Raw genomic sequence first — 22,951 nt, forward strand, 5'->3', positions numbered from 1 at the left:
CACTTTAACGAGCACTTAGTTTATCGTCGACTTACGCTTTTGGTGACAAGCGCGTCAAGCCGCCCATATACGGGTGCAATACTTCTGGAATGATGACGCTGCCATCAGCTTGCTGATAATTTTCCAGCAATGCAACCAAGGTACGACCAACTGCCAGGCCTGAACCATTGAGTGTGTGTACCAATTCCGGCTTGCCTTGCGCATTACGGAAGCGCGCTTGCATGCGACGTGCCTGGAAAGCTTCGCAGTTCGATACCGATGAAATTTCACGGTAGGTATTTTGCGCAGGCAACCATACTTCCAGATCGTAGGTTTTAGTCGAACCGAAACCCATATCGCCAGTACACAGCGTGATGACGCGATATGGCAGGCCAAGTTTTTTCAAGATGTTTTCAGCATGGCCGCACATTTCATCCAGTGCTTCATACGATTTATCAGGATGTACGACCTGCACCATTTCAACTTTGTCGAATTGATGCTGACGTATCATGCCGCGCGTGTCGCGACCGTAGCTACCCGCTTCAGAACGGAAGCAAGGTGAATGCGCCGTCATCAAAATCGGCAACGCATCGGCAGCGACGATTTCATCGCGCACAATATTAGTCAGCGGCACTTCAGCGGTAGGAATCAGATACAAGGATTCGCCCTCGCCTTCCTGCCCACCTTTTTTTACCGCAAACAAATCAGCTTCAAACTTCGGCAACTGACCGGTGCCTTGCAGTGAATCGGCGTTGACGATGTAGGGCGTATAGCATTCGGTGTAACCGTGTTCTGCGGTGTGCGTATCCAGCATGAATTGTGCGAGCGCGCGATGCAGACGGGCGATGCCGCCTTTCATGACCGAAAAACGTGAGCCGGTAATCTTCGCTGCCACGTCAAAATCCAAACCCAGTCCAGCGCCGATATCGACGTGATCACGCACTTCAAAGTCAAAGCTGCGTGGCGTGCCGACTTTACGCAATTCAACGTTGTCCGCTTCATCTTTGCCGACCGGTACCGATTCATGCGGCAGGTTAGGGATCGCCAGCATGAACTTGCTGATTTCAGCTTGCAAGATGTCGAGTCGCGCAGCCGATGCTTTCAATTCATCACCGATGCCAGCCACTTCTGCCATGACGGCCGAAGTATCTTCGCCCTTGCCTTTCAATGCGCCGATTTGCTTGGACAGCGTATTGCGCTTGTTTTGCAAGTCTTCTGTGCCGGATTGAATTTGCTTGCGCTCAGCTTCCAGTGCATTGAAAGCGTTGACGTCGAGCTGAAATTTGCGACCGGCCAAGCGCTCGGCAACGGTGGCGATGTCTTTACGAAGAAATTGAATGTCTATCATGGGAGGGCGCGAAAAGATGAATCAAAACGAGATTGTACCAAGGCGGGCAGAGATTCCAACGTAGTCGGGAAAATTCATCGCTGTTCACCATGGCCTAGGCCTGCGTTACCATTGCGTATTCTTAAAAAGCCGGCAAACAAAACATCATGAAAGATCAAACACCACGCCCTATTCCCTTCTCCATCCTGATCGTTGGCTTGACGCTTGCGGTCGGCGTCGCGATGTGGAGTGGCAGGCAATATTTAATACATGGCGGCGGCATCGGCTATGGCATCGCTGGCGGGATTAGCCTGGGCGCAGCTTACGCTTTCATCAAGCAGATCAAAATCCGGTTTTCTGCCAAATCAGACGAGCCGAAATAAATCAGCCAAAAATCGGCGTAATCAGCATTTAGCAAGATTCACAATGCAGATTACGACTGAAAATTTAGAGCGAGATTACGGCGCTTACTTTTTGCTTTTCTTAGCAGCCTGATCAAGCGAACGCAAATAGGCGAGTTTTTCACCGATCTTGCCTTCCAGCCCGCGCGGTGTCGGCTGATACCAGTGCGGCTCCGCCATCCCATCCGGCAGATACGTTTCATCCGCCGCGTACGCATCCGGCTCATCATGCGCATAGCGATACAGCTTGCCGTAGCCAAGTTCTTTCATCAGCTTGGTAGGCGCATTGCGTAAATGCTCAGGCACGAGGCGCGACTTATCCTTGGCGACATGCGCGCGCGCCGCGTTATACGCTTTGTAGGCCGCATTCGATTTTGCTGCACACGCCAGATAAATCACCGCTTGCGCGAGTGCCAGCTCACCTTCCGGCGAACCGAGTCGCTCATACGTTTCCGCTGCATCCAGCGTCAGACGCAAGGCGCGCGGGTCGGCCAGGCCGATATCTTCACTCGCCATACGGACAATCCGGCGCGCCAGATAACGTGGATCGGCACCGCCATCCAACATCCGTACAAACCAATACAAAGACGCATCGGGATTCGAGCCACGTACCGATTTATGCAAGGCAGAAATCTGGTCGTAAAACGCATCGCCGCCTTTATCAAAACGGCGCAAGGCATCGCCCAGGCAGGCTTTCAATAACTCGGCATCAACCTGTTTGAGCTTCTTCGCTTGCGTTGCACGCGCGACGATTTCCAGATTGTTCAGCAACTTGCGGCCGTCGCCATCAGCGCTACCGATCAAGGTTACTTTGGCATCGGGCGTAAAAGTAAGTCCGTCAAGTTCAGTCGCAGATGCGCGATCGACCATCGCCGCCAAATCATCTTCATCCAGCGACTTCAACACATAAACCGAGGCGCGCGACAACAAAGCACCGTTGACTTCGAAGGACGGATTTTCAGTTGTCGCACCGATGAAGGTGAACAAGCCACTTTCCACATGCGGCAAAAAAGCGTCTTGCTGGCTCTTGTTGAAGCGATGTACTTCGTCGACGAACAAGATCGTGCGCCGATCCATCGCACCGCGCGACAATTGCGCACGCTCGACCGCTTCGCGAATATCCTTGACGCCAGATAAAACTGCGGACAAGGCAATGAAGTCAGCATTGAAGCTATCAGCCATCAGGCGCGCCAGCGTCGTCTTGCCAACGCCAGGCGGCCCCCACAGAATCATCGAATGGGGCTCGCCCGATTCGAACGCCACGCGCAAAGGTTTGCCTTCACCAAGGATGTGCTGCTGCCCTATGACTTCGTCAAGGGTATGCGGGCGTAGCCGTTCAGCGAGAGGGATAAAACTCATGAATAAATTTGACGCTGAAAATGTGCTTCGATAGCGAGAATGAAATCGACGCCAGTTGAACAATCAAACTGGCGTCGCACTGTACGTCAACAAGCTTGGCTTACGTCTGGCAAGCCAACTTTAAAGATTACTGAAAAACGTCGGCACCTTTCGGCACTGTAAATTTGAACTGCGTTGCAGGCATCGCAGGATTTTTTTCAAACTTGGTAAAGGTAAGCAGTGAAACCTGACCGAAAGAATCACGCAATTCCATTGCTTCCGGTACGCCGTTACGCAGACCTATGCCGATATGATCGAAGGTCGTATCTTTGGCTTTCGGTGTCGCTTCCATCCATTCCAAACCGTTCTTGGTGCCAGCTTCTTTCAGTGTGAAATTCTTTTCCAGATCGTTGCTGCCGAACAGGATCGCAGCCGGGGAAGAACCGAGCGCATCGCCCAGCTTCTTGATCGTGACCTGGTTCAAATCTTTATCGTAGATATAAAGTTTTTCACCATCGGCTTGCAGCAATTGCTCGTACGGTTTTTGATAGGTCCAGATGAATTTACCCGGACGCGCAAAGCTGAATGTGCCTGAGGATTTATTCGATATTTTGCTTTTGCCGCTTTCAACCTTGACTAGTTGCTGCGTGAACTCACCTTTCGCCGACTGTGTCGATGATACGAAAGACTTGAACTGATCAAGCGCGGCAGCGTGCGCTTGCGAAGTCAAAAATAATGCACCTGCTACCAACACTGTGGCGAACAATGCAACGCGCAAGTCGAGTGCTTTTGCCACCAAGGATTTCTGCTTAAAATTATCTTTTTGTGAATTCTTATTCATGTGGTCTTTCTATTCAGCTGCATTCCCGGCAGGTACCAGAATTTCCCGGTTGCCGTTGGACTGCATGGTTGAGACCAGACCGCTATTCTCCATCTGCTCAAGCAGACGAGCCGCGCGGTTGTAGCCGATACGTAAATGGCGCTGCACCAGCGAAATCGAAGCCCGGCGATTCTTGAGCACTATGGCAACAGCCTGATCATAAAGTGCATCCGCTTCGCCACCACCTGCACCGCCTTCAGCACCCAAGGTCAGGTCGCCATCTTCAGCAACGCCTCCTTCTAAGATGCCTTCAATGTAGTTTGGTTCACCTTGCGACTTCAGGTGATCAACCACGCGATGCACTTCTTCATCCGAAACGAAGGCGCCATGCACACGCACCGGCAGCCCAGTACCTGGCGGCATGTACAACATGTCGCCCATACCAAGCAAAGCTTCCGCACCCATTTGATCCAGAATCGTGCGTGAATCGATCTTGCTGCTGACCTGGAAAGCAATACGCGTCGGAATATTTGCCTTGATCAAACCGGTGATCACATCTACAGATGGGCGCTGTGTCGCCAGAATCAAGTGGATGCCGGCAGCACGTGCTTTTTGTGCAATACGCGCGATCAACTCTTCGACTTTTTTACCGACCACCATCATTAAGTCGGCCAACTCATCGATGATGATGACGATAGTTGGCAGTTTCTCCAGCGGTTCCGGCGCATCCGGTGTCAGGCTGAATGGATTTGGAATCTTTTGTTCATTCTTTTCCGCGTCAGCAATCTTGGTGTTGTAGCCAGCGAGGTTACGCACACCGAGTTTGCTCATCAATTTATAGCGGCGTTCCATCTCGTTGACGCCCCAGTTCAGCGCGTGACCGGCTTGGCGCATGTCGGTGACGACTGGTGCCAACAGATGCGGAATGCCTTCGTAAATCGACAACTCAAGCATCTTCGGATCAATCAGGATCAAGCGCACCTGATTTGGGTCAGACTTGTAAAGCAAGGACAGAATCGTCGCATTGATGCCGACCGACTTACCAGAGCCAGTCGTACCTGCCACCAGCAAATGCGGCATCTTCGCCAGATCAGCGACCACCGGATTGCCTGCGATGTCTTTGCCCAAAGCGATGGTCAGGCTGGAATGACTGTCGTTGTAAACTTTGGAGCTGATGATCTCGGTCAGGCGCACGATTTGGCGCTTTGGATTCGGCAGTTCCAGCGCCATGTAATTTTTGCCAGGGATCGTTTCCACCACGCGGATCGACGTCAGAGACAGCGAACGCGCAAGATCGCGTGCGAGGCCGACGATCTGGCTACCTTTGACGCCGGTTGCCGGTTCGATTTCATAACGCGTAACGACCGGGCCTGGATAAGCTGCGACGACTTTGACGGTGATGCCGAAATCGGAAAGCTTTTTCTCGATCAGACGGCTGGTGAATTCCAGTGTTTCTATACTGACGGTTTCCTGCAATTGCGGCGCTTCATCCAGCAGCGACAACGGCGGCAAATTGGTGTCCGGCATATCGTTGAATAGCGAAACCTGACGTTCTTTTTCAACGCGATCAGATTTTGGCACAACGACAATTTGCGGCTCTATGCGCATAGGCGCAGCATCAACAATTTTTGCGCGTTCGTGCACAACTACTTCTTCGCGTTTGACAGCTGCAACGACGCCGACCTTGCGATCTTCGCGTGCGCCGTACAGATTGCGGATTGCCTGCAATATCATTTCGATGGTTTCGCCTATGCGTTCAGCCACACCCAACCATGACACATGGAAGAACAGGCTGAAGCCCAAACCAAACAGTAATAACAGCAATAAAGTCGCGCCCATGAAACCAAAAGCGTCTTGCGCAGCGCTACCAATCAGCTTGCCCAGTACGCCACCAGGCGCGTTCGGCAATGAAGCCTTCAGGCTGTACATGCGCAAGTATTCAAGCGCGACGCTGCCGATCATCAGCAGGAAAAATCCTATGCCGCGAATCACACCTTCATGCCTATGTTCAGGCTCGGGTTCTTTTTTCAGCAAGAAGCGTTGCGACAGTCGGCGATAACCCAGCCAAACCAGACGCAACGAAAAGATACATAACCACCATGCCGAGAAGCCAAAAATAAACAGCAGCAAATCGGCCAGCCATGCACCCGCACGGCCGCCCAGGTTATGCAGTTTGGGAACGACGCTCGCGTGCGACCAGCTTGGGTCAACCGGCGAATACGTCAGAAAAATCAGGATCAGATAAACCGTGACGGCAGCGAGAATAAACCAGCGCGCTTCTGATAACAGTCGCACGAGTTTGCCAGGCAAAGGCTGGTCTTTTGTTGCATCGGTCTTGCGTGTATAGGTTGTACTTGTCTTAGTCATAAATCCGGACGCGTGAGCGTCAATGTTAAGCATGCTGAAAAAGCTACGAAGTAAGGCTACAAAATAAAGCCAAAAACCGTATAAGTCAGCTTTGATCCAGTTGATCGGCTTGCACACAGGGAAGAAAGACAGCTTCACGGCTGTTTCTACGTGCTGTTCTACTTGCGGTCCCTAATGCTGCGGCTGGTTCGTCTATAATCTTAACCAGTTTTTCCCTGTTACACCCAATAATTCAAAGACAGGTTGAAATTTGATGCCGTGGCAACATATATAAGCCAATTGGCACACGATTTTTACCGGTCTATGCCCTATTTATTCAACTTTTACGATTAATCATTCCATGCCTACCGCAAAACATGCCCACGTTTTAATTCTTGGCTCCGGCCCCGCCGGTTATAGCGCAGCAGTGTACGCAGCGCGCGCCAACCTCAAGCCAGTTCTGATTACCGGCGTTGAGCAAGGCGGCCAATTGATGACCACCACTGATGTGGAAAACTGGCCAGGCGATCCGCTGGGCGTGCAAGGTCCGGAATTGATGCAGCGTTTGTTGCAGCATGCAGAGCGCTTCAACACTGAAGTCATTTTCGACCATATCCACACCACCAAGCTGAATGAAAAACCTATACGCCTGATTGGCGACATGGGCGAATACACTTGCGATTCGTTGATCATTGCGACCGGCGCGTCGGCACAATACCTGGGTCTGGAATCTGAACAATCGTTCATGGGAAAAGGCGTGTCAGCCTGCGCAACCTGCGATGGTTTCTTCTATCGCGAACAAGAAGTCGCGGTTATCGGTGGCGGCAATACAGCTGTCGAAGAAGCTTTGTACCTGTCGAATATCGCTAAAAAAGTAACGGTGATTCATCGCCGCGACAAATTCCGCGCCGAAGCGATTTTGATCGACAGACTGATGGCCAAAGTCGCCGAAGGCAAAATCGAAGTGAAATGGAATCACACGCTGGAAGAAGTCACCGGCGACGACAGCGGCGTAACCGGCATCAAGATCAAATCGACTGCGAACGACGCAGTGACCGATATCAAGTTGCACGGCGTCTTTGTAGCGATCGGTCACAAGCCGAACACCAGCATTTTCGAAGGTCAGCTCGATATGCATAACGGTTACATCAAGACCAAGACTGGTCTCGAAGGCATGGCAACGGCGACCAGCGTTCCAGGTGTATTTGCTGCCGGCGATGTGCAAGATCACGTGTATCGCCAAGCGATTACCAGCGCAGGCACCGGCTGTATGGCTGCACTCGATGCGCAACGCTATCTGGAAGGTCAGGAGTAAATTAGTAACTAACTCAGTCGCTAAAGTACTTCTTTAAGCAGCAAAATTAAAGCGCGCAAGATCAGCAATAAATTGCAGGGTCTTGCGCGTTTTAGCCAGATTACTCAGGAACCCTCTCATGCCTGCTTCCATCAAGGACTTTGCCGGACTTAAATCACTGCAAAAGGATTTGAAGTCCAAGGAAGAAGCGCGCAAAGCAGCGGAAGAAAAACGCCTACAGGATGAGAAAACTGCGCAACTGGAAGCGGATCTGTTCCGTCGCAGCATAGGTGACGTTGCGCCCCTCACGCCATCAAACAAATTAAATCTCGCCACATCCAAACCGCTCCCTATCGCGCGCCAGCATCTGGCTGATGAACAAGCTGCATTGCGGGAATCGCTGTCCGACGAATTCACGATAGAAACCCTGCTGGAAACCGACGAAGCTTTGAGCTACGCGCGTAATGGCATAGGCCAGGACGTCGTGCGCAAATTACGGCGCGGTCATTGGGTCATTCAAAGTCAGTTGGACTTGCATGGTTTGCGTACCGATGAAGCACGCGAAGCGCTGGGCGAATTCTTGCGCGGCGCGATCAAGCGTGGTCAACGTTGCGTGCGCGTGATTCACGGTAAGGGTCTGGGTTCTATCAATAAAGAACCTGTATTGAAAAACAAGGTGCGTAACTGGCTAGTGCAAAGGGACGAAGTCCTTGCATTTTGCCAGGCCAAGGCAGCTGATGGCGGTGCAGGTGCGTTGGTTGTATTGCTCAGAGCGAGTTAGTCAGCAACCTGGCAAGCACTGAGCTTGCGATCTCGTCTCGTGCAGACAAAATAAAACCCGCGCTCAATTTTCATCGAACCCGGGTTATTAGCGAACCAGCTAACCGACTGCTGTTTTATACCGCGTCAGCGCCGGTTTCACCGGTACGAATACGCACAACCTGCTCCACTTCCTGCACGAAAATCTTGCCGTCGCCGATTTTACCGGTACGCGCAGCCTTGATGATGGCCTCTACGGCTTGATCGACGACAGCATCATCGACCACTGCTTCGACTTTGACCTTAGGCAAAAAGTCGACCACGTATTCTGCACCGCGATACAACTCGGTATGGCCTTTTTGGCGACCGAAGCCTTTAACTTCCGTCACGGTTAATCCGCTGACGCCGACGTCTGCCAATGCTTCGCGCACTTCGTCGAGTTTGAATGGCTTGATAATGGCGGTAATTTGTTTCATCAAAACTCCTTGAATTTAAACTTGTTCTTTAGAACTGACTGTAGCGCTTGTTTGGGTATCTAGTCTACGCTGTGCCCGAGATTCGTTCATGCATTTTATTTATTTTGCCATCATTCGCGGAATTTGGATGTGATTGGATATCGCCAATCCCGACCAAATGCTCTATGCGTGACGCGAATTCCGACTGGCGATTGCCGACGTTTATATTCGTTGATCTTGATCAGATGCGTGATGCGCGCCACGTCTTCTTTACGATAACCTGCTTCAATAATTTCTGCACCACTTTGATTTTCTTCCATGTACATCTGCATGATGGCATCGAGAACTTCATAAGGCGGCAATGAATCCTGATCGGTTTGATCAGGACGCAATTCAGCTGAAGGTGCGCGCGTCAGAATACGATCTGGAATCACATCGGACACGGTATTCCGGTAAGCACACAAGCGATACACCAGCGTTTTCGCAATATCTTTCAACACCGCAAAACCGCCCGCCATGTCGCCGTACAAAGTGCAATAACCGACGGCCATTTCGCTCTTGTTGCCGGTCGTCAGAACAATAGCTCCATGCTTGTTCGACATCGCCATCAAAATGGTGCCGCGTATGCGAGCCTGAATATTTTCTTCTGTCGTATCTTGCGGCAAACCTTTGAACTCATTCGCCAGCGTGCGATTGAATGCATCGAAGCAATCGCTGATAGCGATTTCGTCGTAACGCACACCAACGCGCTTGACCATATCGCGTGAATCTATCAAGGAAATATCTGCGGTATACGGCGACGGCATCATGATCGCGCGTACTTTATCTGCGCCTAATGCATCCACCGCCACGGCCAAGGTCAAAGCAGAATCGACGCCACCCGACATACCGATCAGCGCACCTGGAAAACCGTTCTTGCCTATGTAATCACGCACGCCCAGCACCAGTGCTTTATAGACTTGCGCTTCGACCGAAGCTTCTTCAATGATGGTGCCGTTGATCGGTTGCCCATCCTTGAACTCGATGATCTGCAAATCTTCAACGCAATGCTGCAATTGCGCGCGCATCGCGCCTTGTTGATCGAGCACAAAAGAATTACCGTCGAAGATCAACTCATCCTGACCGCCAACCAGATTTGCGTAGACCAGACTCATGCCATGAACGGTGACATTGGCGTGCATCACATCGACGCGCAAATGTTGTTTGTTCATGTGGAAAGGCGAGCCGTTCGGCACCAGCAAGACTTGCGCCCCCGCTTCTGCCGCGCGTGCTGGGGCATGCGAGAACCAGGTGTCTTCACAAATATTGATACCGAATTTTGTGCCTTTTACATCGAACACGAGCGGTAAATCGGCCGACAAGAAATAACGTTTTTCATCAAACACGGTCGCGTTCGGCAAATCATGTTTGTAATAGGTACCGCTGATCTGACCGTTGAGCAAGACCGATGCCGCATTGAAGCGCAAGCCATCCTTTTCTATCGGATGGCCGACAATCACATGCACGTCTTTCAAATCAGCCAAATCGGCCGCGAGCGCATCCAACGTCTGCGCCATTTTTGCGTAGAATGAATCGCGCAGCAATAAATCTTCGGGCGGGTAGCCGACCAGAGATAATTCTGGTGTCAAAACGATGTCCGCGCCTTGTTCTGCGGCGCGACGTGAGAACTCTGCAATCTTGGCGCGATTACCGCCCAGATCACCGACGGTACTGTTGATTTGCGCGATGGCGACTTTTACTGTCATGGTTTGAAGTGTAATAACGAAATTTAAGAATCAATTCAAAAATCAAATTCAACAACGAAATTTCAAGAAATGAAAAAGCGTGAAGCTTGTTAATGCATGAGTAAAGCTAAACCACCTGTGAGCGAAACGTCAGATGAAGCTAAGCACGAATCTTCTAACGAGCCTGCGCACGCATTGTCCGAGGAATCATACAATTATCGCACGCGTATCGTTTCAGCTTTATCTGAAATCGGTCAAGCCAAATGGGATGCGCTGGTTCAAACGCAAGACGATGCCAATCCCTTTTTATCCTTTGCTTTTTTGGATGCCTTGCATGAAAGCGGCTGTGCCTCTGCAAAGTCGGGCTGGCAGCCGCAATTTCTGACGGTATGGCGTGCAGAGAGTGATATGGATGACGGTGAGCTGGTCGCCGCGCTGCCGCTGTACGTCAAGAGCCACTCTTACGGTGAATACGTGTTCGACTGGGCGTGGGCCGATGCCTATCAGCGCAACGGGCTTGAGTATTATCCCAAGCTGTTATCGGCGATTCCATTTACGCCGGTTACTGGCAGCCGCCTGCTGGCACGCGATGCCGAAGCCACGACTGCGCTGATCGCCGCGTTAGTCACTGTGCAAGAGAGCAATACCTTTTCGTCTACGCACATACTGTATCCGCCGTCGGCACAAGCAGAAATATTGCGCGAAGCCGGCTTCATGCTGCGTACCGGCGTGCAGTTTCATTGGTTGAATGCCGACTACAAAGATTTCGACGCATTCCTGGAAACGCTTGCACGCAAGAAGCGTAAAAACATACGTGCCGAACGCCGCAAAGTACATGAAGTTGGCGTGACTTTCCGCCACGTATCTGGCCACGATGCCAGCGAAGATGACTGGATTTTTTTCAAGCGTTGCTACGATCATACTTACGCCGACCATCGCTCAACGCCGTATCTGAACCTGGATTTCTTCCAGCGTATCGGTGCGACCATGCCGCAAAATATCTTGCTGATCATTGCCGAACAGGATGGACTAGCGATCGCCTCTTCCTTGCTGATTCATGACGAGCAAACCGTATATGGCCGCTATTGGGGTGCGCTGAAACACGTCGATTGCCTGCATTTTGAAACGGCTTATTATCAGCCGCTAGAATTCTGCATCGCTAACAAGATGGCTTGTTTTGAAGGCGGCGCACAAGGCGAACACAAGATGGCGCGTGGCTTCCTGCCGCAAAAAACCTGGTCTGCACACTGGTTGGCGCACGCGGCATTTTCCGATGCAATCGAAGATTTTCTGAAGCGTGAAACTGGTGGCATCGAGTCGTATATGGACGAGTTAAATGAGCGGAATCCATTCAAGCTATAGAGAGCTAAAACTCGATCTATAAACCCTAGTTGTAAAAATGCTCAAGCTGCAAATTTTCAACATCAAAAGCTTGTCAACTTTCCAACGCCAAGGCATGCTGCTAGCACGATGACATTTATAGCTACCCTTCCCCCTGCCCCTCAAACCAAGCTGGTTCGTATAGGCCGCTTTTCTGTCAAACACGAGCTCGGTCGCGGTTCCATCGGCGTGGTTTATCTAGGCCATGATCCGATCATCGATAGAGCTGTAGCGATCAAAACCTTCCGCAGCCGCTTGTCGCAAGTCGAGAGAAAACAGCACGAGCAACAATTCATCAATGAAGCGCGCGCTGCTGGTCGCCTCGCACATTCAAATATCGTTACGATCTATGAAGCTTCCAGCGAAGGTGATTCAACCTATATCGCGATGGAATATCTGCAAGGTCGCGAACTTAACAAGTTGCTGGATGCAGGTCATCGCTTTACACCAGACGACGTCGCATCGATTACCTGGAAAATTGCCGATGCGCTGGATCACGCGCACAAGCATGGCGTCGTACATAGAGACATCAAGCCTGCGAATATTTTTTTGATAGCTGATCACCAGCCAAAAATCGTGGACTTCGGTATTGCGCGTACGCCAAATAGAATCTCGGACCAACCGCAAAAAGAAGACGAGCCGCACACACTTTTTCAGGACAATATTCTCGGCACGCCGAATTACATGTCGCCCGAACAGGCTCTGGGTCTGAGTGCAGATGCACGTACCGACGTCTATTCTCTGGGCGCGGTGATGTATGAAATGCTGACCTTCCGCAAACCATTTCAAGGCGACGATACACATAAATTACTGCAAAACATCGCGTTTAAGGCAGCACCCGAACCGCACATGGTTGAAGCCGCGGTGCCACTGGCGCTATCAAAAATCGTCGTCAAGGCGATGAATAAAAAAGCAGACAAGCGTTATCAGACCGCAGATGAAATGGCGCTCGATATCAAACGCTATTTGACCCGTACTCGCAGGGAAAATGAGCGCACGAGCAAGTCTGTCGTCGAAATCGAGCAACCGGCCAACGCACCCGACTTTCATTCTTCACGTCTATTCTGGCCAATATGTAGCGTCATCGTCGCTGGCTTGATTACGGCATATACGTTGTGGTTCCGCTAGCCTGATGAGTCATTTCTGACTGAAATAACTAAAGCAATCGTCATCAATAATAAAAAAGCGCACCGAGGTGCGCTTTTTTATTTCACAAACTATTTGTGTCAGATTTTTTTCAAAATCTTTCTTCAAATTTTTAAATCCAAATTTTATTTGCTAGCGTTCTTGAACGCTTCAACGCCAGACATGATTTCTGCCTTGGCTTCATCCGGGCCGACCCAACCTTCGATCTTGACCCATTTGCCTTTTTCCAGATCTTTGTAATGTTCAAAGAAATGCTGGATTTGTTGCAAGCGCAGATCGTTGATGTCTTCAGGTTTTTGCCAGTGACTGTAGATAGGCAAAATCTTGTCGATAGGCACCGCCAGCAATTTTGCATCGCCGCCAGCTTCATCTGTCATTTTCAACATGCCAATTGCGCGGCAACGTACAACCACGCCTGGATACAACGGGAATGGTGTAATCACCAACACGTCAACCGGGTCGCCGTCATCCGACAGCGTTTGTGGAACGTAACCGTAGTTACATGGGTAGTGCATCGCAGTACTCATGAAACGATCAACAAAAATCGCGCCAGATGCCTTGTCAACTTCGTACTTGACCGGATCGGCATTCATTGGGATTTCAATAATGACGTTAAAGTCATTCGGCAAATCATTGCCGGCTGGGACGTGATTCAGACTCATGTTGTTTTCTCAGAAGTGGGAAGAATTTTGCAAACCCTGAATTATAGCGGCTTTCATCGCCCTGCTCGGGCTGGCAAGGCGACATGCGAATTTGGAAAGCTGCCGGCAAAAAATTGCGCCGGCATACGATCAACTAAAAAGGCTAATAGTTAAAACTGGATGAATTACAAAGTCGTCGCAAATGCACACTGACGATAATGTGCCGCGGCTTCTTCAGTGTGATTCAAGGCTTCATGCAATTGCGCCAGCTTCAAATGCACTTCCTGCAGCATGCGCGCTCCGCTGGCATCCGATAAAGCTTGCTCCAACTGGCGCTGTGCCTTGCCCCACAGATTTTGTCGCAGGCACAAGGTACCTAGCGTCAAAGCGAGTTCGGCATCGTTAGGATGCTTCTTGCACCATTCTTCGCAGCGCTCGATTTGAGCCAGCAATGCCGGCGAACCTTCATCCGCTGCCGCAGCGCGATACGCACGCAACAATCGATCATCCCATTCCACTGCCAGCGCTTTTTCAATAATCACACGTGCTTCATCCTGCAAACCGTGTTTGGTAAACGCTTCCGCTGCATGCGCGGCAATGTAAGCCTTGACGCGATCTTCTGCCGGAATGTTCCACCATACATTGCGTATCGACTCTGCATCGTTGGCGGAATCTTTCAATAAATCCTGATAAGCCAGTTCACGCAAGCGCGTAGACAAGGCTGGATGCAAGGCATTGTTTTTATCCAGTGTACGAACCAGACGCAAAACTTCCGGCCAGTTATTCGCGCGCTGATTGGCTTTCAATGCCATACGCAATGCGTGAATGTGGCGCGTGCCGTTGGCGTTCAATTCCTTGACGACGTCCAGGGCGAGTTCAGGCTGGCGCTCATCGACCAGCAATTCAATCGCAGTCATCAGACGCGCAGTTTTCAGCGCTTGATCTTCTTCGACTGTGGCGAGCCAAGTGTCGCGACGTTCGGTTTGTTGCATCCGATGTGCGGCACGTGCAGCGATCAATGCGGCCAAGCCTGCGTTGTCCGGCGATTCAACCGCGCGCATCGCGGCTTTTTCAGCATGGCCAAAGCGACCTTCGAAATATGCTTTCAAGGACTCGCGCAATGCTTGTGTACCTTTGCGCTCTTGTTTTTCGCGACGATAGGCAGCCACTTTTCCCGGCATTCTTTGCGCGATGCGCAGCGTTTTCAAAACCGCATAGATCAGGAAAAACAGCAGACCGGCAAGCAGCAGGAAAAAATTGAGCGACAGATCGATACGGTATGGCGGATAGAAAAACACCACATTGCCGGGATTGAAGCGCGCCACGACTGCCAGGCCGATGGCGGTGGCAAACAAAGCGATGAGCCAGAGAAATATGCGCATATTAAAAACAGGTGGCAATCATGGTTATGTAAGAGTTACTCAGTGTGGCTTCGGGCAGACCTTGGAATAATCGCAAGGTGTCTGCCTCAAGGTTTCGCCTTGTAATTACGGACTGCGTTCAGACTTTCCGACAGTGTCGGCATTTCGATCGCCAGATTGCTGGACTGCACTTGCTTCAACATCGCTTGCGCAGTTTGTGTCTGTTTGGCGCGCGTATCGAAGTACTTGGCAATGCTGTCTTGCGACGCCACCATGTCGCTGCGGAATGCTGATTCATTACGCGATAACAAAGCCATGCGCGCGTTCAGCAAACGCAGCTTCAGATTTTCACGTGCGTAGTATTCCTGCGTTGGGGACAGCAACAATGCATCTGAGCTTTCTACACTGCGTACGCGTATCAGCTGCTGGATTTCACTCCACATTTCAGCGGTCCAGCTTTCCCATCCGGCTTTTGCTACTGGCCACCACTCATTGTTAGCCGCTGGTTCCGCAGCTGCTGGTGTTTTAGAATTTTTGGCCTTGGTTGTCGTCGCTGGCAAAGCACGATTTTTTGGTTCGCTAACCGGCAGCGCAGGTTTTTCATCTGCCAACAGCGGCATCGTGTCGATTTGGCTGATCACGCTATCGAGACGCAATGCGACGCCGGTCAAATCCAGACTAGGCAATGCTTTAAGGCGTTGAATATCGTGACCGATGGCGCGGCGCACGACGACGAATTGCGGTGTGTCTGAACGGGCCAAACGTGCGTCAGCATTTTGCAAGGCGATCAATGCACCTTGTACGTTGCCGGCCAATTGCAATTGTTGGCTGGCGGTCGAAATCACTTGTTCGATTTCAGCCAAGGCCCAGTCTTCACGCTTCTTGAACAAATCCTGATACAGCTGTTCTAGCGCGAGTTGCTGACTTTGCGCTTCTATCTGTTTGCTCTCCAGCACGTTCACTTTGGCTTGCAAATCGGTGATGGTTTCTTGCGCCGACTTCACGATGACCTTGGTCTCGGTGTTAATGGCATCACCACTTTGCATACGCTTGGCGACCTCAGTACGCACAGCGGAAAGCTGCTGGCGCGAAATCCACCACTGCACGGCAAGCAATACGGCCAGCGCTATCAATGCGGCGTAAATCAGTCCCTGGCGCTTGCGTGCGCCGGAATTTTCTGCGCCGGCCCCCTTATGCAGCGGATCTGCATCCAGGATGACAGTAGAGTTGGGAGTCGCAGCCGAAGTCGGTTGCGGTGTGGATTCTGAGTTTGTCGGCATATCGTTCATGTGCGAGATTGTAACGCGGCTAACAGTCCGTCGTCGCCTGATCTGGTGAGGGTGATATTGGTGAAACCCAATGCCTGTGCGGTTTCCGCGATGCGGATATGCGATACGATTATTCTTTGCTGTTGCATTTTTACGACGCTCTCTGCACTGTCAAGTTGCGCAACCATCTGCGTAAAAAATCGCAAGGCTTCTGAACTGGTTACGATCCAGTCGTTCTGACAACACAATAAACGTTTCAGTTCGCCGCGACGCGCATCATCAAATACTGGCGCGGCACGTCTGTAAGCAGACAGCATCCTCACCTGCACACCGGCGGCGAGCAGTGCATCACTCAGTAAGGGTCGGCCGGTTTCGCCACGGATGATCAAAACCTGTTTGCCACGCAAGGCATCAAGATCCAGCTCCAGCAGTAAAGTGTCGGAATCAGTTCTATCCAGATCGGTTGGACTGGTGATGCTGCAATTTTCTGCAGTCACACCATGTCTGGCCAAAGCCTGGCGACTGCCTTCGCCGACCACAGCCAGCGGAATATCCAGCGGCCAATCCGGACGCGCAGCAAAAGCCGCGTCGATCGCATTCGGGCTGACAAACGCGATCAGCGCATAGCCACTGAGATCACTTAAGGCTTGTTGTAATGGCGCCTGATCCACCAAAGGCAGAATATCCAACAGAGGAAAAATGATCGCGCGACGGCCGAGTTCGGTCACACGCTGCGCCAGCACATCGGCTTGTGCCAAAGGCCGCGTGATGACGACGTCATTCAATACAATGTCAGGCATCCCCGGCCACACCTGTATGACAGGATGCAAGAATATCTTTGGCTTCCTGCTGCTGCAGAACGACCGCGGTCTGCGCGCCTAATGCTTCGGGCGCATTGGCCGCGCCGGATAAATCCGCATGTGCCACGCGCGTGCCGTCTGGAGTCGCAATCATCGCGCGCATGCGCATCGTTTCGCCTTCGATTGTGGCGAATGCAGCTAATGGTATCTGGCAACTGCCGCCAAAATTTCGCGAAACGGTACGCTCAGCGGTAACTGCTTGCGCAGTCGCTAGATGATTCAGCGGCGCCAGCCATTCCAGCAAATCAGCGCGATCCGAATGGATTTCAATACCCATCGCGCCCTGCCCCGGTGCCGGCAAACTTTGTTCAGGATCGAGGAAAGTGCGTATCCGTTGTGGCAAACCCAGCCGCTTCAAACCGGCTGCAGCCAGAATGATGGCGGCATATTCGCCTTTATCCAGCTTGCCCAGACGCGTATCCAGATTGCCGCGCAAAGGACGAATCACCAATTTGGGGTACCGTATTGCGATCTGCGCCTGACGCCGCAAACTGCTGGTGCCCACCACTGCACCATCCGGCAATTCAGCCAGCGAGGCATAGTCATTCGAGACAAATGCATCACGCGGATCTTCGCGCTCCAGCACTGCTGCCAACGCAAAACCGTCCGGCAAAGTCATCGGCACATCTTTCAGCGAATGCACGGCCAGATCGGCGCGACGCTCGGCGATTGCGACTTCCAGTTCCTTGACGAACAAGCCTTTGCCGCCGACTTTTGACAGCGTGCGATCAAGAATTTGATCGCCGCGTGTTGTCATTCCAAGAATTTCTATCGAACACTGCGGATATAATAAGGACAGTTTTTCGCGTACATGCTCGGCTTGCCACATGGCTAGACGACTTTCACGCGAGGCAATGACTAGTTTTTTCGGAGGTGGAAATTTCAGCACGGCTTCTTTCGATTTTCTGGATTAAGACACCCTTGAAATTTTAGCATGCGCCTCCTCACGGCAGACTTGGCATTCCATTCTTATCACCATCAACAAGCTGATTGCATTATTTGACTATGGCAAAACAACTGAAAACCCCTGTGCGCGCGACTCCTGCATCGACTAATAAAGATGCACCACTCAAGGAAGATATTCGCTTGCTCGGACGCCTGCTCGGCGACGTTTTACGCGACCAGCAAGGCGAAGCGGTATTCCAGGTAGTAGAAACTATTCGTCAAACTGCAGTGCGCTTCCGCCGTGAAGCCGATGTACAAGCAGGCGCAGAACTGAACAAGTTGCTGAAGAAGCTGACGAAGGAACAAACAATTTCCGTGGTGCGTGCGTTTTCCTATTTCTCGCATCTTGCGAATATCGCAGAAGATCAACATCATAATCGCCGCCGCCGCGCACATTTGCTGGCCGGTTCAGAAGCGCAGCAAGGCAGCGTTGCCTACGCGCTGGAAAAACTGCACGGCGCTGGCGTCACTGGCGCGACCGTCCGCAAGTTCTTCAAGGATGCATTGATCGCACCTGTGCTGACCGCGCATCCGACGGAAGTACAACGCAAAAGTATTCTGGATGCAGAGCACGAAATCGCACGCCTGCTGGCAGCACGTGATTTGCCGATGACGGCAAAAGAACGCGCCGAAAATATCGAACGCATCCATGCGCGAGTCACGACCTTGTGGCAAACCCGTTTATTGCGTTATACCAAGCTGACTGTTGAAGACGAAATTAACAACGCGCTGTCGTATTACCGCATGACCTTCCTGCGCGAATTGCCTGCGCTGTATGAAGATATCGAAGGCGAAATTTCCGAGCAATTTCCGCAACGTAGCGGCGCTGGCAACACGTATCGCGACCTGCCGTCTTACGTGCAAATGGGCAGCTGGATCGGTGGCGATCGCGACGGTAATCCGAACGTCAATGCTGGCACCATGCAACTCGCGCTGGCACGCCAATCGACCACCATTCTTGATTTCTATCTGGAAGAAGTTCACGCACTGGGCGCTGAATTATCGGTATCGACTTTCCTCGCTGGCGTCAGCCCTGAAGTCACCGCCTTGGCAGAACTGTCGCCCGACACTTCGCCACATCGCGCTGACGAACAATATCGCCGCGCCCTGATCGGCATCTATGCACGTCTGGCTGCAACTGCACGCGCGTTTGGCGCAACTAATATCCTGCGTCAGGAAGTTGGTCCCGGCAAACCGTATCCAAATGCGGCAGAGTTCTCGGCCGATCTGCTGGTGTTGGTTGATTCATTAAAAGCACGTCACGGCGATGCCTTGATCAAACCGCGCCTGGCAACTTTGCTGCGCGCTTCGGAAATTTTCGGCTTCCATCTGGCGACGCTGGACATGCGTCAAAGCTCGGACGTACATGAACGTGTCCTCAGCGAATTGCTGAATTGCGCGCAAGTCGAACCTGCATACGCAGCTTTGCCTGAAGATAAAAAAGTTGAATTGCTGCTGGCAGAATTGAACAAGCCGCGCCTGCTGTATTCGCCGTACATTGACTACTCGGACGAAACCAATTCAGAGTTGACTATCTTGCGCGCTGCGCATGAAATTCGCCAACGCTACGGCTCACGCGCGATACGCAACTACATCATCTCGCATACAGAAACCGTATCCGATTTGCTGGAAGTATTGCTGCTGCAACGGGAAACCGGTTTGCTGCGCATGGATTCGGGCACCACTACCGGCTCCGGCGAATTAATGGTGATTCCATTGTTCGAAACGATTCCCGATTTGCGTTTGGCCGCGACCATCATGGAACAAGTGATGGCAATTCCGCTGGTCAGAAAATTGATCGCCAAACAAGGCGACCTGCAAGAAGTCATGCTCGGTTATTCGGATTCCAACAAGGATGGCGGCTTCCTGACATCGAACTGGGAACTGTACAAGGCAGAGACGCAACTGGTTCAAGTCTTCAACAAAGCGGGCGTTAAATTGCGCTTGTTCCACGGCCGCGGCGGCACAGTCGGTCGCGGCGGCGGACCAAGCTATGAAGCAATTCTGGCGCAACCAGCGGGCACCGTGAACGGTCAGATTCGTTTGACCGAACAAGGTGAAATCATTGCGTCGAAATTCTCTAACCCAGAAATTGGCCGTCGTAATCTTGCATTGCTGGTCGCAGCAACGCTGGAAGCCAGCCTGATGCCAGCGCCATCCGACAGCAAGCACACGAAAAAACTCGCCGAGTTTGAAAACGTGATGAACGAGTTGTCCGAATTGGCATACAAGGCTTATCGCAATCTGGTCTATGAAACCACCGGCTTCACCGATTACTTCTTCTCGGCGACACCGATTGCAGAGATTTCTGAACTGAACATCGGTTCGCGCCCTGCTTCGCGCAAAGCTACGCGTCGCATCGAAGATTTGCGCGCGATTCCCTGGGGCTTCTCATGGGGTCAATGTCGTTTGTTGCTGCCGGGCTGGTATGGTTTTGGTAGCGCAATCGAACAGTGGCTGGCGCAAGGCGAGAACAAAGCCAAACGTGTCGCAACGCTGCGTGCAATGTCGGCGGAATGGCCGTTCTTCGCAACGCTGTTGTCGAACATGGATATGGTTTTGTCAAAAACCGATCTCGCCGTAGCCTCGCGTTATTCCGAAATGGTGGTCGATAAGAAGCTGCGTAACAGCATCTTCAAACGCATCGTTGCTGAACACGAACGTACATCGGCATCGCTGACGCTGATTACCGGCAGAAAAGAACGCTTGGCGAATAATCCGCTGCTGGCACGTTCGATCAAAAATCGTTTCGCTTATCTCGATCCGCTGAATCACTTGCAGGTCGAACTGATCAAACGTCACCGCACTGCAATGCGCGATGGCAAAGTAGATGACCGCGTACGTCGCGGGATTCATTTGTCTATCAATGGTATTGCGGCAGGTTTGCGCAATACGGGTTAATTTTTATACGGGTCAAGTTTTCCGGGTGTATCAATTAACCTGATTAATTAGCGTGATTAAGCTGATCGACACAAAAAAAGGAAGCGCATGCGCTTCCTTTTTTATTTTCCGACTTACTTTGTAGTGCTAACGTACCAGTGCTTTAACTGCCGACCACTGACGTCGTGAAATCGGCAAGCGATCGTCTATGCCACGCAAGATGACTTGCCACGCTTCTTGCGGCTTGTCGCCTTCGCCGTCACTTTCCGCGTCCACCGTTAATTGGCCGCGCTCGACACCAGTGATCGCATGACGCGCGACTAGTGCATTGCGATGCACACGTATGAACTGCGTCGAGAATTCCTGCTCCAGCGATGACAAAGCACCTTCCAGCAAATATTCACGCTCGCGCGTACGCAAGGTCACATACTTCGCCTCTGCCTTCAGATACAGCACATCGGCAACCGGCACCAGCAACAAGCGTCCACGTTCTTGCACCGAAAAATTCTTGCGTACCGCATGCAGTGTCGCGCCAACGTCGGCAATCAATTTGCTTTGTGATGCGGCATTCTGCTTCAGTGTTTTCACACGGCGAATTGCATCCGCCAAACGTGTAGCGCGTACCGGCTTCAACAGATAATCAAGCGCGTGTACTTCAAAAGCTTTCAACGCATATTCATCGTATGCAGTGACAAAAATGATCGCTGGTCCAGACGCATTATTTTGTGCAAGATGCGCCGCCATTTCTATCCCTGTCATGCCCGGCATTTGTACGTCCAATAGCACGATGTCGGGTGAAAGCTCGGCGATCCGATCCAGCGCCTGTTGCGCCTGCGATGCTTCACCCACCAGCTCGTGCGGGCACTCAGCAGCAATGTCGGATAGCAAAGTCGTCAAGCGCGATCGCGCTGGAGCTTCGTCATCAACGATCAAGATACGCGGCGAATTGTCTAAACTCATGCGGCAGCTTTCTTATAAGGCAAATACAGACGCACCTCGAATTTTCCATCCACTACATTCGTCGTCAATTGCGCCTCCATATCGTATAAAAGAGCCAAGCGTTCACGAATATTATCCAGCGCCATGTGATTGCCAGCAGACACCACATCAGCGTGATAAGGATTGGTCATCACGATCTCGATACGATCACGAACGCGTGCAATAGCGATATTAATCACGGCATTCTCATGCGACGGTTCGACGCCGTAGTGCACGGCATTTTCCAGCAAAGGTTGCAGCAACAAGGCTGGCGTCGTCGCGCGCTGCAATACATCGCCGGCGATATTATCCATGTCCCATTTGACTTGCAGCCGTTCGCCCAAACGGATTTTTTCTATCGACAAATATTGCATGCCTATTCTGACTTCATTGCCGAGCGTGGTGATCTCGCGTGAATCGCGCATCAAGATACGAAACAAATCTGCCAAATCTTCCAGCGTAGTTTCTGCGCGACGTGGTTCGGTACGAATCAGCGACAGCACGGCATTCAGACTATTGAATAGAAAGTGTGGCCGTATGCGCGCCTGCAGCGCCTGCAATCTTGCTTCTGCCAAAGCTGGCGAAAAGGCCCGAGTGCGCAGTTCAAAATAATGCTGCAAGCCTATGCCAAACAATGCGGCACATACCACGCCTTCAGGAACTGACAAGCGGCTCAGGCTGATCATGCCCGCTGGATCGTTCAACAGATAATGAATAATCAGACCCGTGATCGCAGCCGGCACCAAGGCGCATGCAATGCGTTGACCCCAAGGCGGGACGGTTTTGATAATTCTGCGCAAACCGCATAGTGCGAAGAGCGACGTCAGGCTGGCCAGTTCGATCAACATCGATGCTTCGATAAACGACAGCAAACCGGTGTACACGCTGTTGGCATCGATCAAGATGATCGTCAGCGCCACGCCGTTAACGAAAAGCAGCGACTTGACCATGATGCCGATATTGCAACAGTCGGGGATCACGATCTCTAGCGGCTTGGCGGGCGCGGACTCTGACAATGGCGACATGGTTTAAGGATTAATCTCGGCTGG

The 22,951-nt window shown here is 51.7% G+C and carries 19 protein-coding genes; 6 read left to right on the plus strand and 13 right to left on the minus strand.

What is annotated here, in order from left to right; translation table 11 throughout:
• Positions 1 to 31: 31 nt before the first annotated feature.
• Positions 32 to 1,327: a serine--tRNA ligase gene (serS, locus tag Q7T66_RS12910; protein WP_304933715.1), complete on the minus strand. Its 1,296-nt coding sequence runs from the start codon at positions 1,325 to 1,327 to the stop codon at positions 32 to 34.
• Positions 1,328 to 1,473: 146 nt separating this feature from the next.
• Between serS and Q7T66_RS12915 the strand changes: the two genes are divergently transcribed.
• Positions 1,474 to 1,689: a hypothetical protein gene (locus Q7T66_RS12915; RefSeq protein ID WP_304933716.1), complete on the plus strand. Its 216-nt coding sequence runs from the start codon at positions 1,474 to 1,476 to the stop codon at positions 1,687 to 1,689.
• 84 nt (positions 1,690 to 1,773) lie between these two features.
• Here Q7T66_RS12915 and Q7T66_RS12920 read toward each other — a convergent pair whose 3' ends face one another.
• The 3 genes from Q7T66_RS12920 to Q7T66_RS12930 form a co-directional block, all read right to left on the minus strand.
• The gene (locus Q7T66_RS12920; protein WP_304933717.1) at positions 1,774 to 3,066 is read right to left on the minus strand and encodes a replication-associated recombination protein A; all 1,293 of its coding nucleotides are present in this window, start codon (positions 3,064 to 3,066) and stop codon (positions 1,774 to 1,776) included.
• Positions 3,067 to 3,193: 127 nt separating this feature from the next.
• Positions 3,194 to 3,886 (minus strand): outer membrane lipoprotein chaperone LolA, encoded by a 693-nt coding sequence (gene lolA, locus Q7T66_RS12925; RefSeq protein WP_304933718.1) that lies wholly within the window; start codon positions 3,884 to 3,886, stop codon positions 3,194 to 3,196.
• Between the two features lie 9 nt (positions 3,887 to 3,895).
• Positions 3,896 to 6,232 carry a DNA translocase FtsK gene (locus Q7T66_RS12930; RefSeq protein WP_304933719.1) on the minus strand — a complete coding sequence of 779 codons (2,337 nt, stop codon included), beginning with the start codon at positions 6,230 to 6,232 and terminating at the stop codon, positions 3,896 to 3,898.
• A gap of 340 nt (positions 6,233 to 6,572) precedes the next feature.
• Between Q7T66_RS12930 and trxB the strand changes: the two genes are divergently transcribed.
• On the plus strand, positions 6,573 to 7,526 hold the full coding sequence (trxB, locus tag Q7T66_RS12935) for a thioredoxin-disulfide reductase (RefSeq protein ID WP_304933720.1): 954 nt from the start codon (positions 6,573 to 6,575) through the stop codon (positions 7,524 to 7,526).
• A 118-nt stretch (positions 7,527 to 7,644) separates the two neighbouring features.
• Positions 7,645 to 8,286, plus strand: coding sequence for a Smr/MutS family protein (locus Q7T66_RS12940; protein ID WP_304933721.1), 642 nt, complete (start codon positions 7,645 to 7,647; stop codon positions 8,284 to 8,286).
• A gap of 115 nt (positions 8,287 to 8,401) precedes the next feature.
• Here the strand turns inward: Q7T66_RS12940 and Q7T66_RS12945 are convergent, their stop codons facing one another.
• Both Q7T66_RS12945 and Q7T66_RS12950 read right to left on the minus strand, forming a co-directional pair.
• Positions 8,402 to 8,740 carry a P-II family nitrogen regulator gene (locus Q7T66_RS12945; RefSeq protein ID WP_304933722.1) on the minus strand — a complete coding sequence of 113 codons (339 nt, stop codon included), beginning with the start codon at positions 8,738 to 8,740 and terminating at the stop codon, positions 8,402 to 8,404.
• Positions 8,741 to 8,850: 110 nt separating this feature from the next.
• Positions 8,851 to 10,464, minus strand: a complete 1,614-nt coding sequence (locus Q7T66_RS12950) for an NAD+ synthase (protein WP_304933723.1) — start codon at positions 10,462 to 10,464, stop codon at positions 8,851 to 8,853.
• A gap of 96 nt (positions 10,465 to 10,560) precedes the next feature.
• Here Q7T66_RS12950 and Q7T66_RS12955 point away from each other — a divergent pair, with 96 nt between their 5' ends.
• A complete protein-coding gene (locus Q7T66_RS12955) occupies positions 10,561 to 11,805 on the plus strand; it encodes a GNAT family N-acetyltransferase (RefSeq protein ID WP_304933724.1) in 1,245 nt (414 codons plus the stop codon).
• A 108-nt stretch (positions 11,806 to 11,913) separates the two neighbouring features.
• Complete coding sequence (locus Q7T66_RS12960; RefSeq protein WP_304933725.1) at positions 11,914 to 12,951, plus strand: serine/threonine-protein kinase; 1,038 nt, start codon at positions 11,914 to 11,916, stop codon at positions 12,949 to 12,951.
• A gap of 143 nt (positions 12,952 to 13,094) precedes the next feature.
• Here the strand turns inward: Q7T66_RS12960 and ppa are convergent, their stop codons facing one another.
• The 5 genes from ppa to hemC form a co-directional block, all read right to left on the minus strand.
• Positions 13,095 to 13,631, minus strand: a complete 537-nt coding sequence (gene ppa, locus Q7T66_RS12965) for an inorganic diphosphatase (RefSeq protein ID WP_304933726.1) — start codon at positions 13,629 to 13,631, stop codon at positions 13,095 to 13,097.
• Between the two features lie 164 nt (positions 13,632 to 13,795).
• Complete coding sequence (locus tag Q7T66_RS12970) at positions 13,796 to 14,992, minus strand: heme biosynthesis protein HemY (protein ID WP_304933727.1); 1,197 nt, start codon at positions 14,990 to 14,992, stop codon at positions 13,796 to 13,798.
• 86 nt (positions 14,993 to 15,078) lie between these two features.
• A complete protein-coding gene (locus tag Q7T66_RS12975) occupies positions 15,079 to 16,260 on the minus strand; it encodes a uroporphyrinogen-III C-methyltransferase (RefSeq protein ID WP_370691648.1) in 1,182 nt (393 codons plus the stop codon).
• Positions 16,257 to 17,039, minus strand: coding sequence for a uroporphyrinogen-III synthase (locus Q7T66_RS12980; RefSeq protein WP_304933729.1), 783 nt, complete (start codon positions 17,037 to 17,039; stop codon positions 16,257 to 16,259). The genes Q7T66_RS12975 and Q7T66_RS12980 overlap by 4 nt, the downstream gene beginning before the upstream one ends.
• Positions 17,032 to 17,985, minus strand: a complete 954-nt coding sequence (hemC, locus tag Q7T66_RS12985; protein WP_304933775.1) for a hydroxymethylbilane synthase — start codon at positions 17,983 to 17,985, stop codon at positions 17,032 to 17,034. The genes Q7T66_RS12980 and hemC overlap by 8 nt, the downstream gene beginning before the upstream one ends.
• 119 nt (positions 17,986 to 18,104) lie before the next feature.
• Here hemC and ppc point away from each other — a divergent pair, with 119 nt between their 5' ends.
• The gene (ppc, locus tag Q7T66_RS12990) at positions 18,105 to 20,945 is read left to right on the plus strand and encodes a phosphoenolpyruvate carboxylase (RefSeq protein ID WP_304933730.1); all 2,841 of its coding nucleotides are present in this window, start codon (positions 18,105 to 18,107) and stop codon (positions 20,943 to 20,945) included.
• A 126-nt stretch (positions 20,946 to 21,071) separates the two neighbouring features.
• Here ppc and Q7T66_RS12995 read toward each other — a convergent pair whose 3' ends face one another.
• Both Q7T66_RS12995 and Q7T66_RS13000 read right to left on the minus strand, forming a co-directional pair.
• The gene (locus tag Q7T66_RS12995; protein ID WP_304933731.1) at positions 21,072 to 21,884 is read right to left on the minus strand and encodes a LytTR family DNA-binding domain-containing protein; all 813 of its coding nucleotides are present in this window, start codon (positions 21,882 to 21,884) and stop codon (positions 21,072 to 21,074) included.
• On the minus strand, positions 21,881 to 22,927 hold the full coding sequence (locus tag Q7T66_RS13000; protein WP_304933732.1) for a sensor histidine kinase: 1,047 nt from the start codon (positions 22,925 to 22,927) through the stop codon (positions 21,881 to 21,883). The genes Q7T66_RS12995 and Q7T66_RS13000 overlap by 4 nt, the downstream gene beginning before the upstream one ends.
• Positions 22,928 to 22,951: the final 24 nt, after the last annotated feature.

This window comes from Herminiimonas sp. (assembly GCF_030655415.1).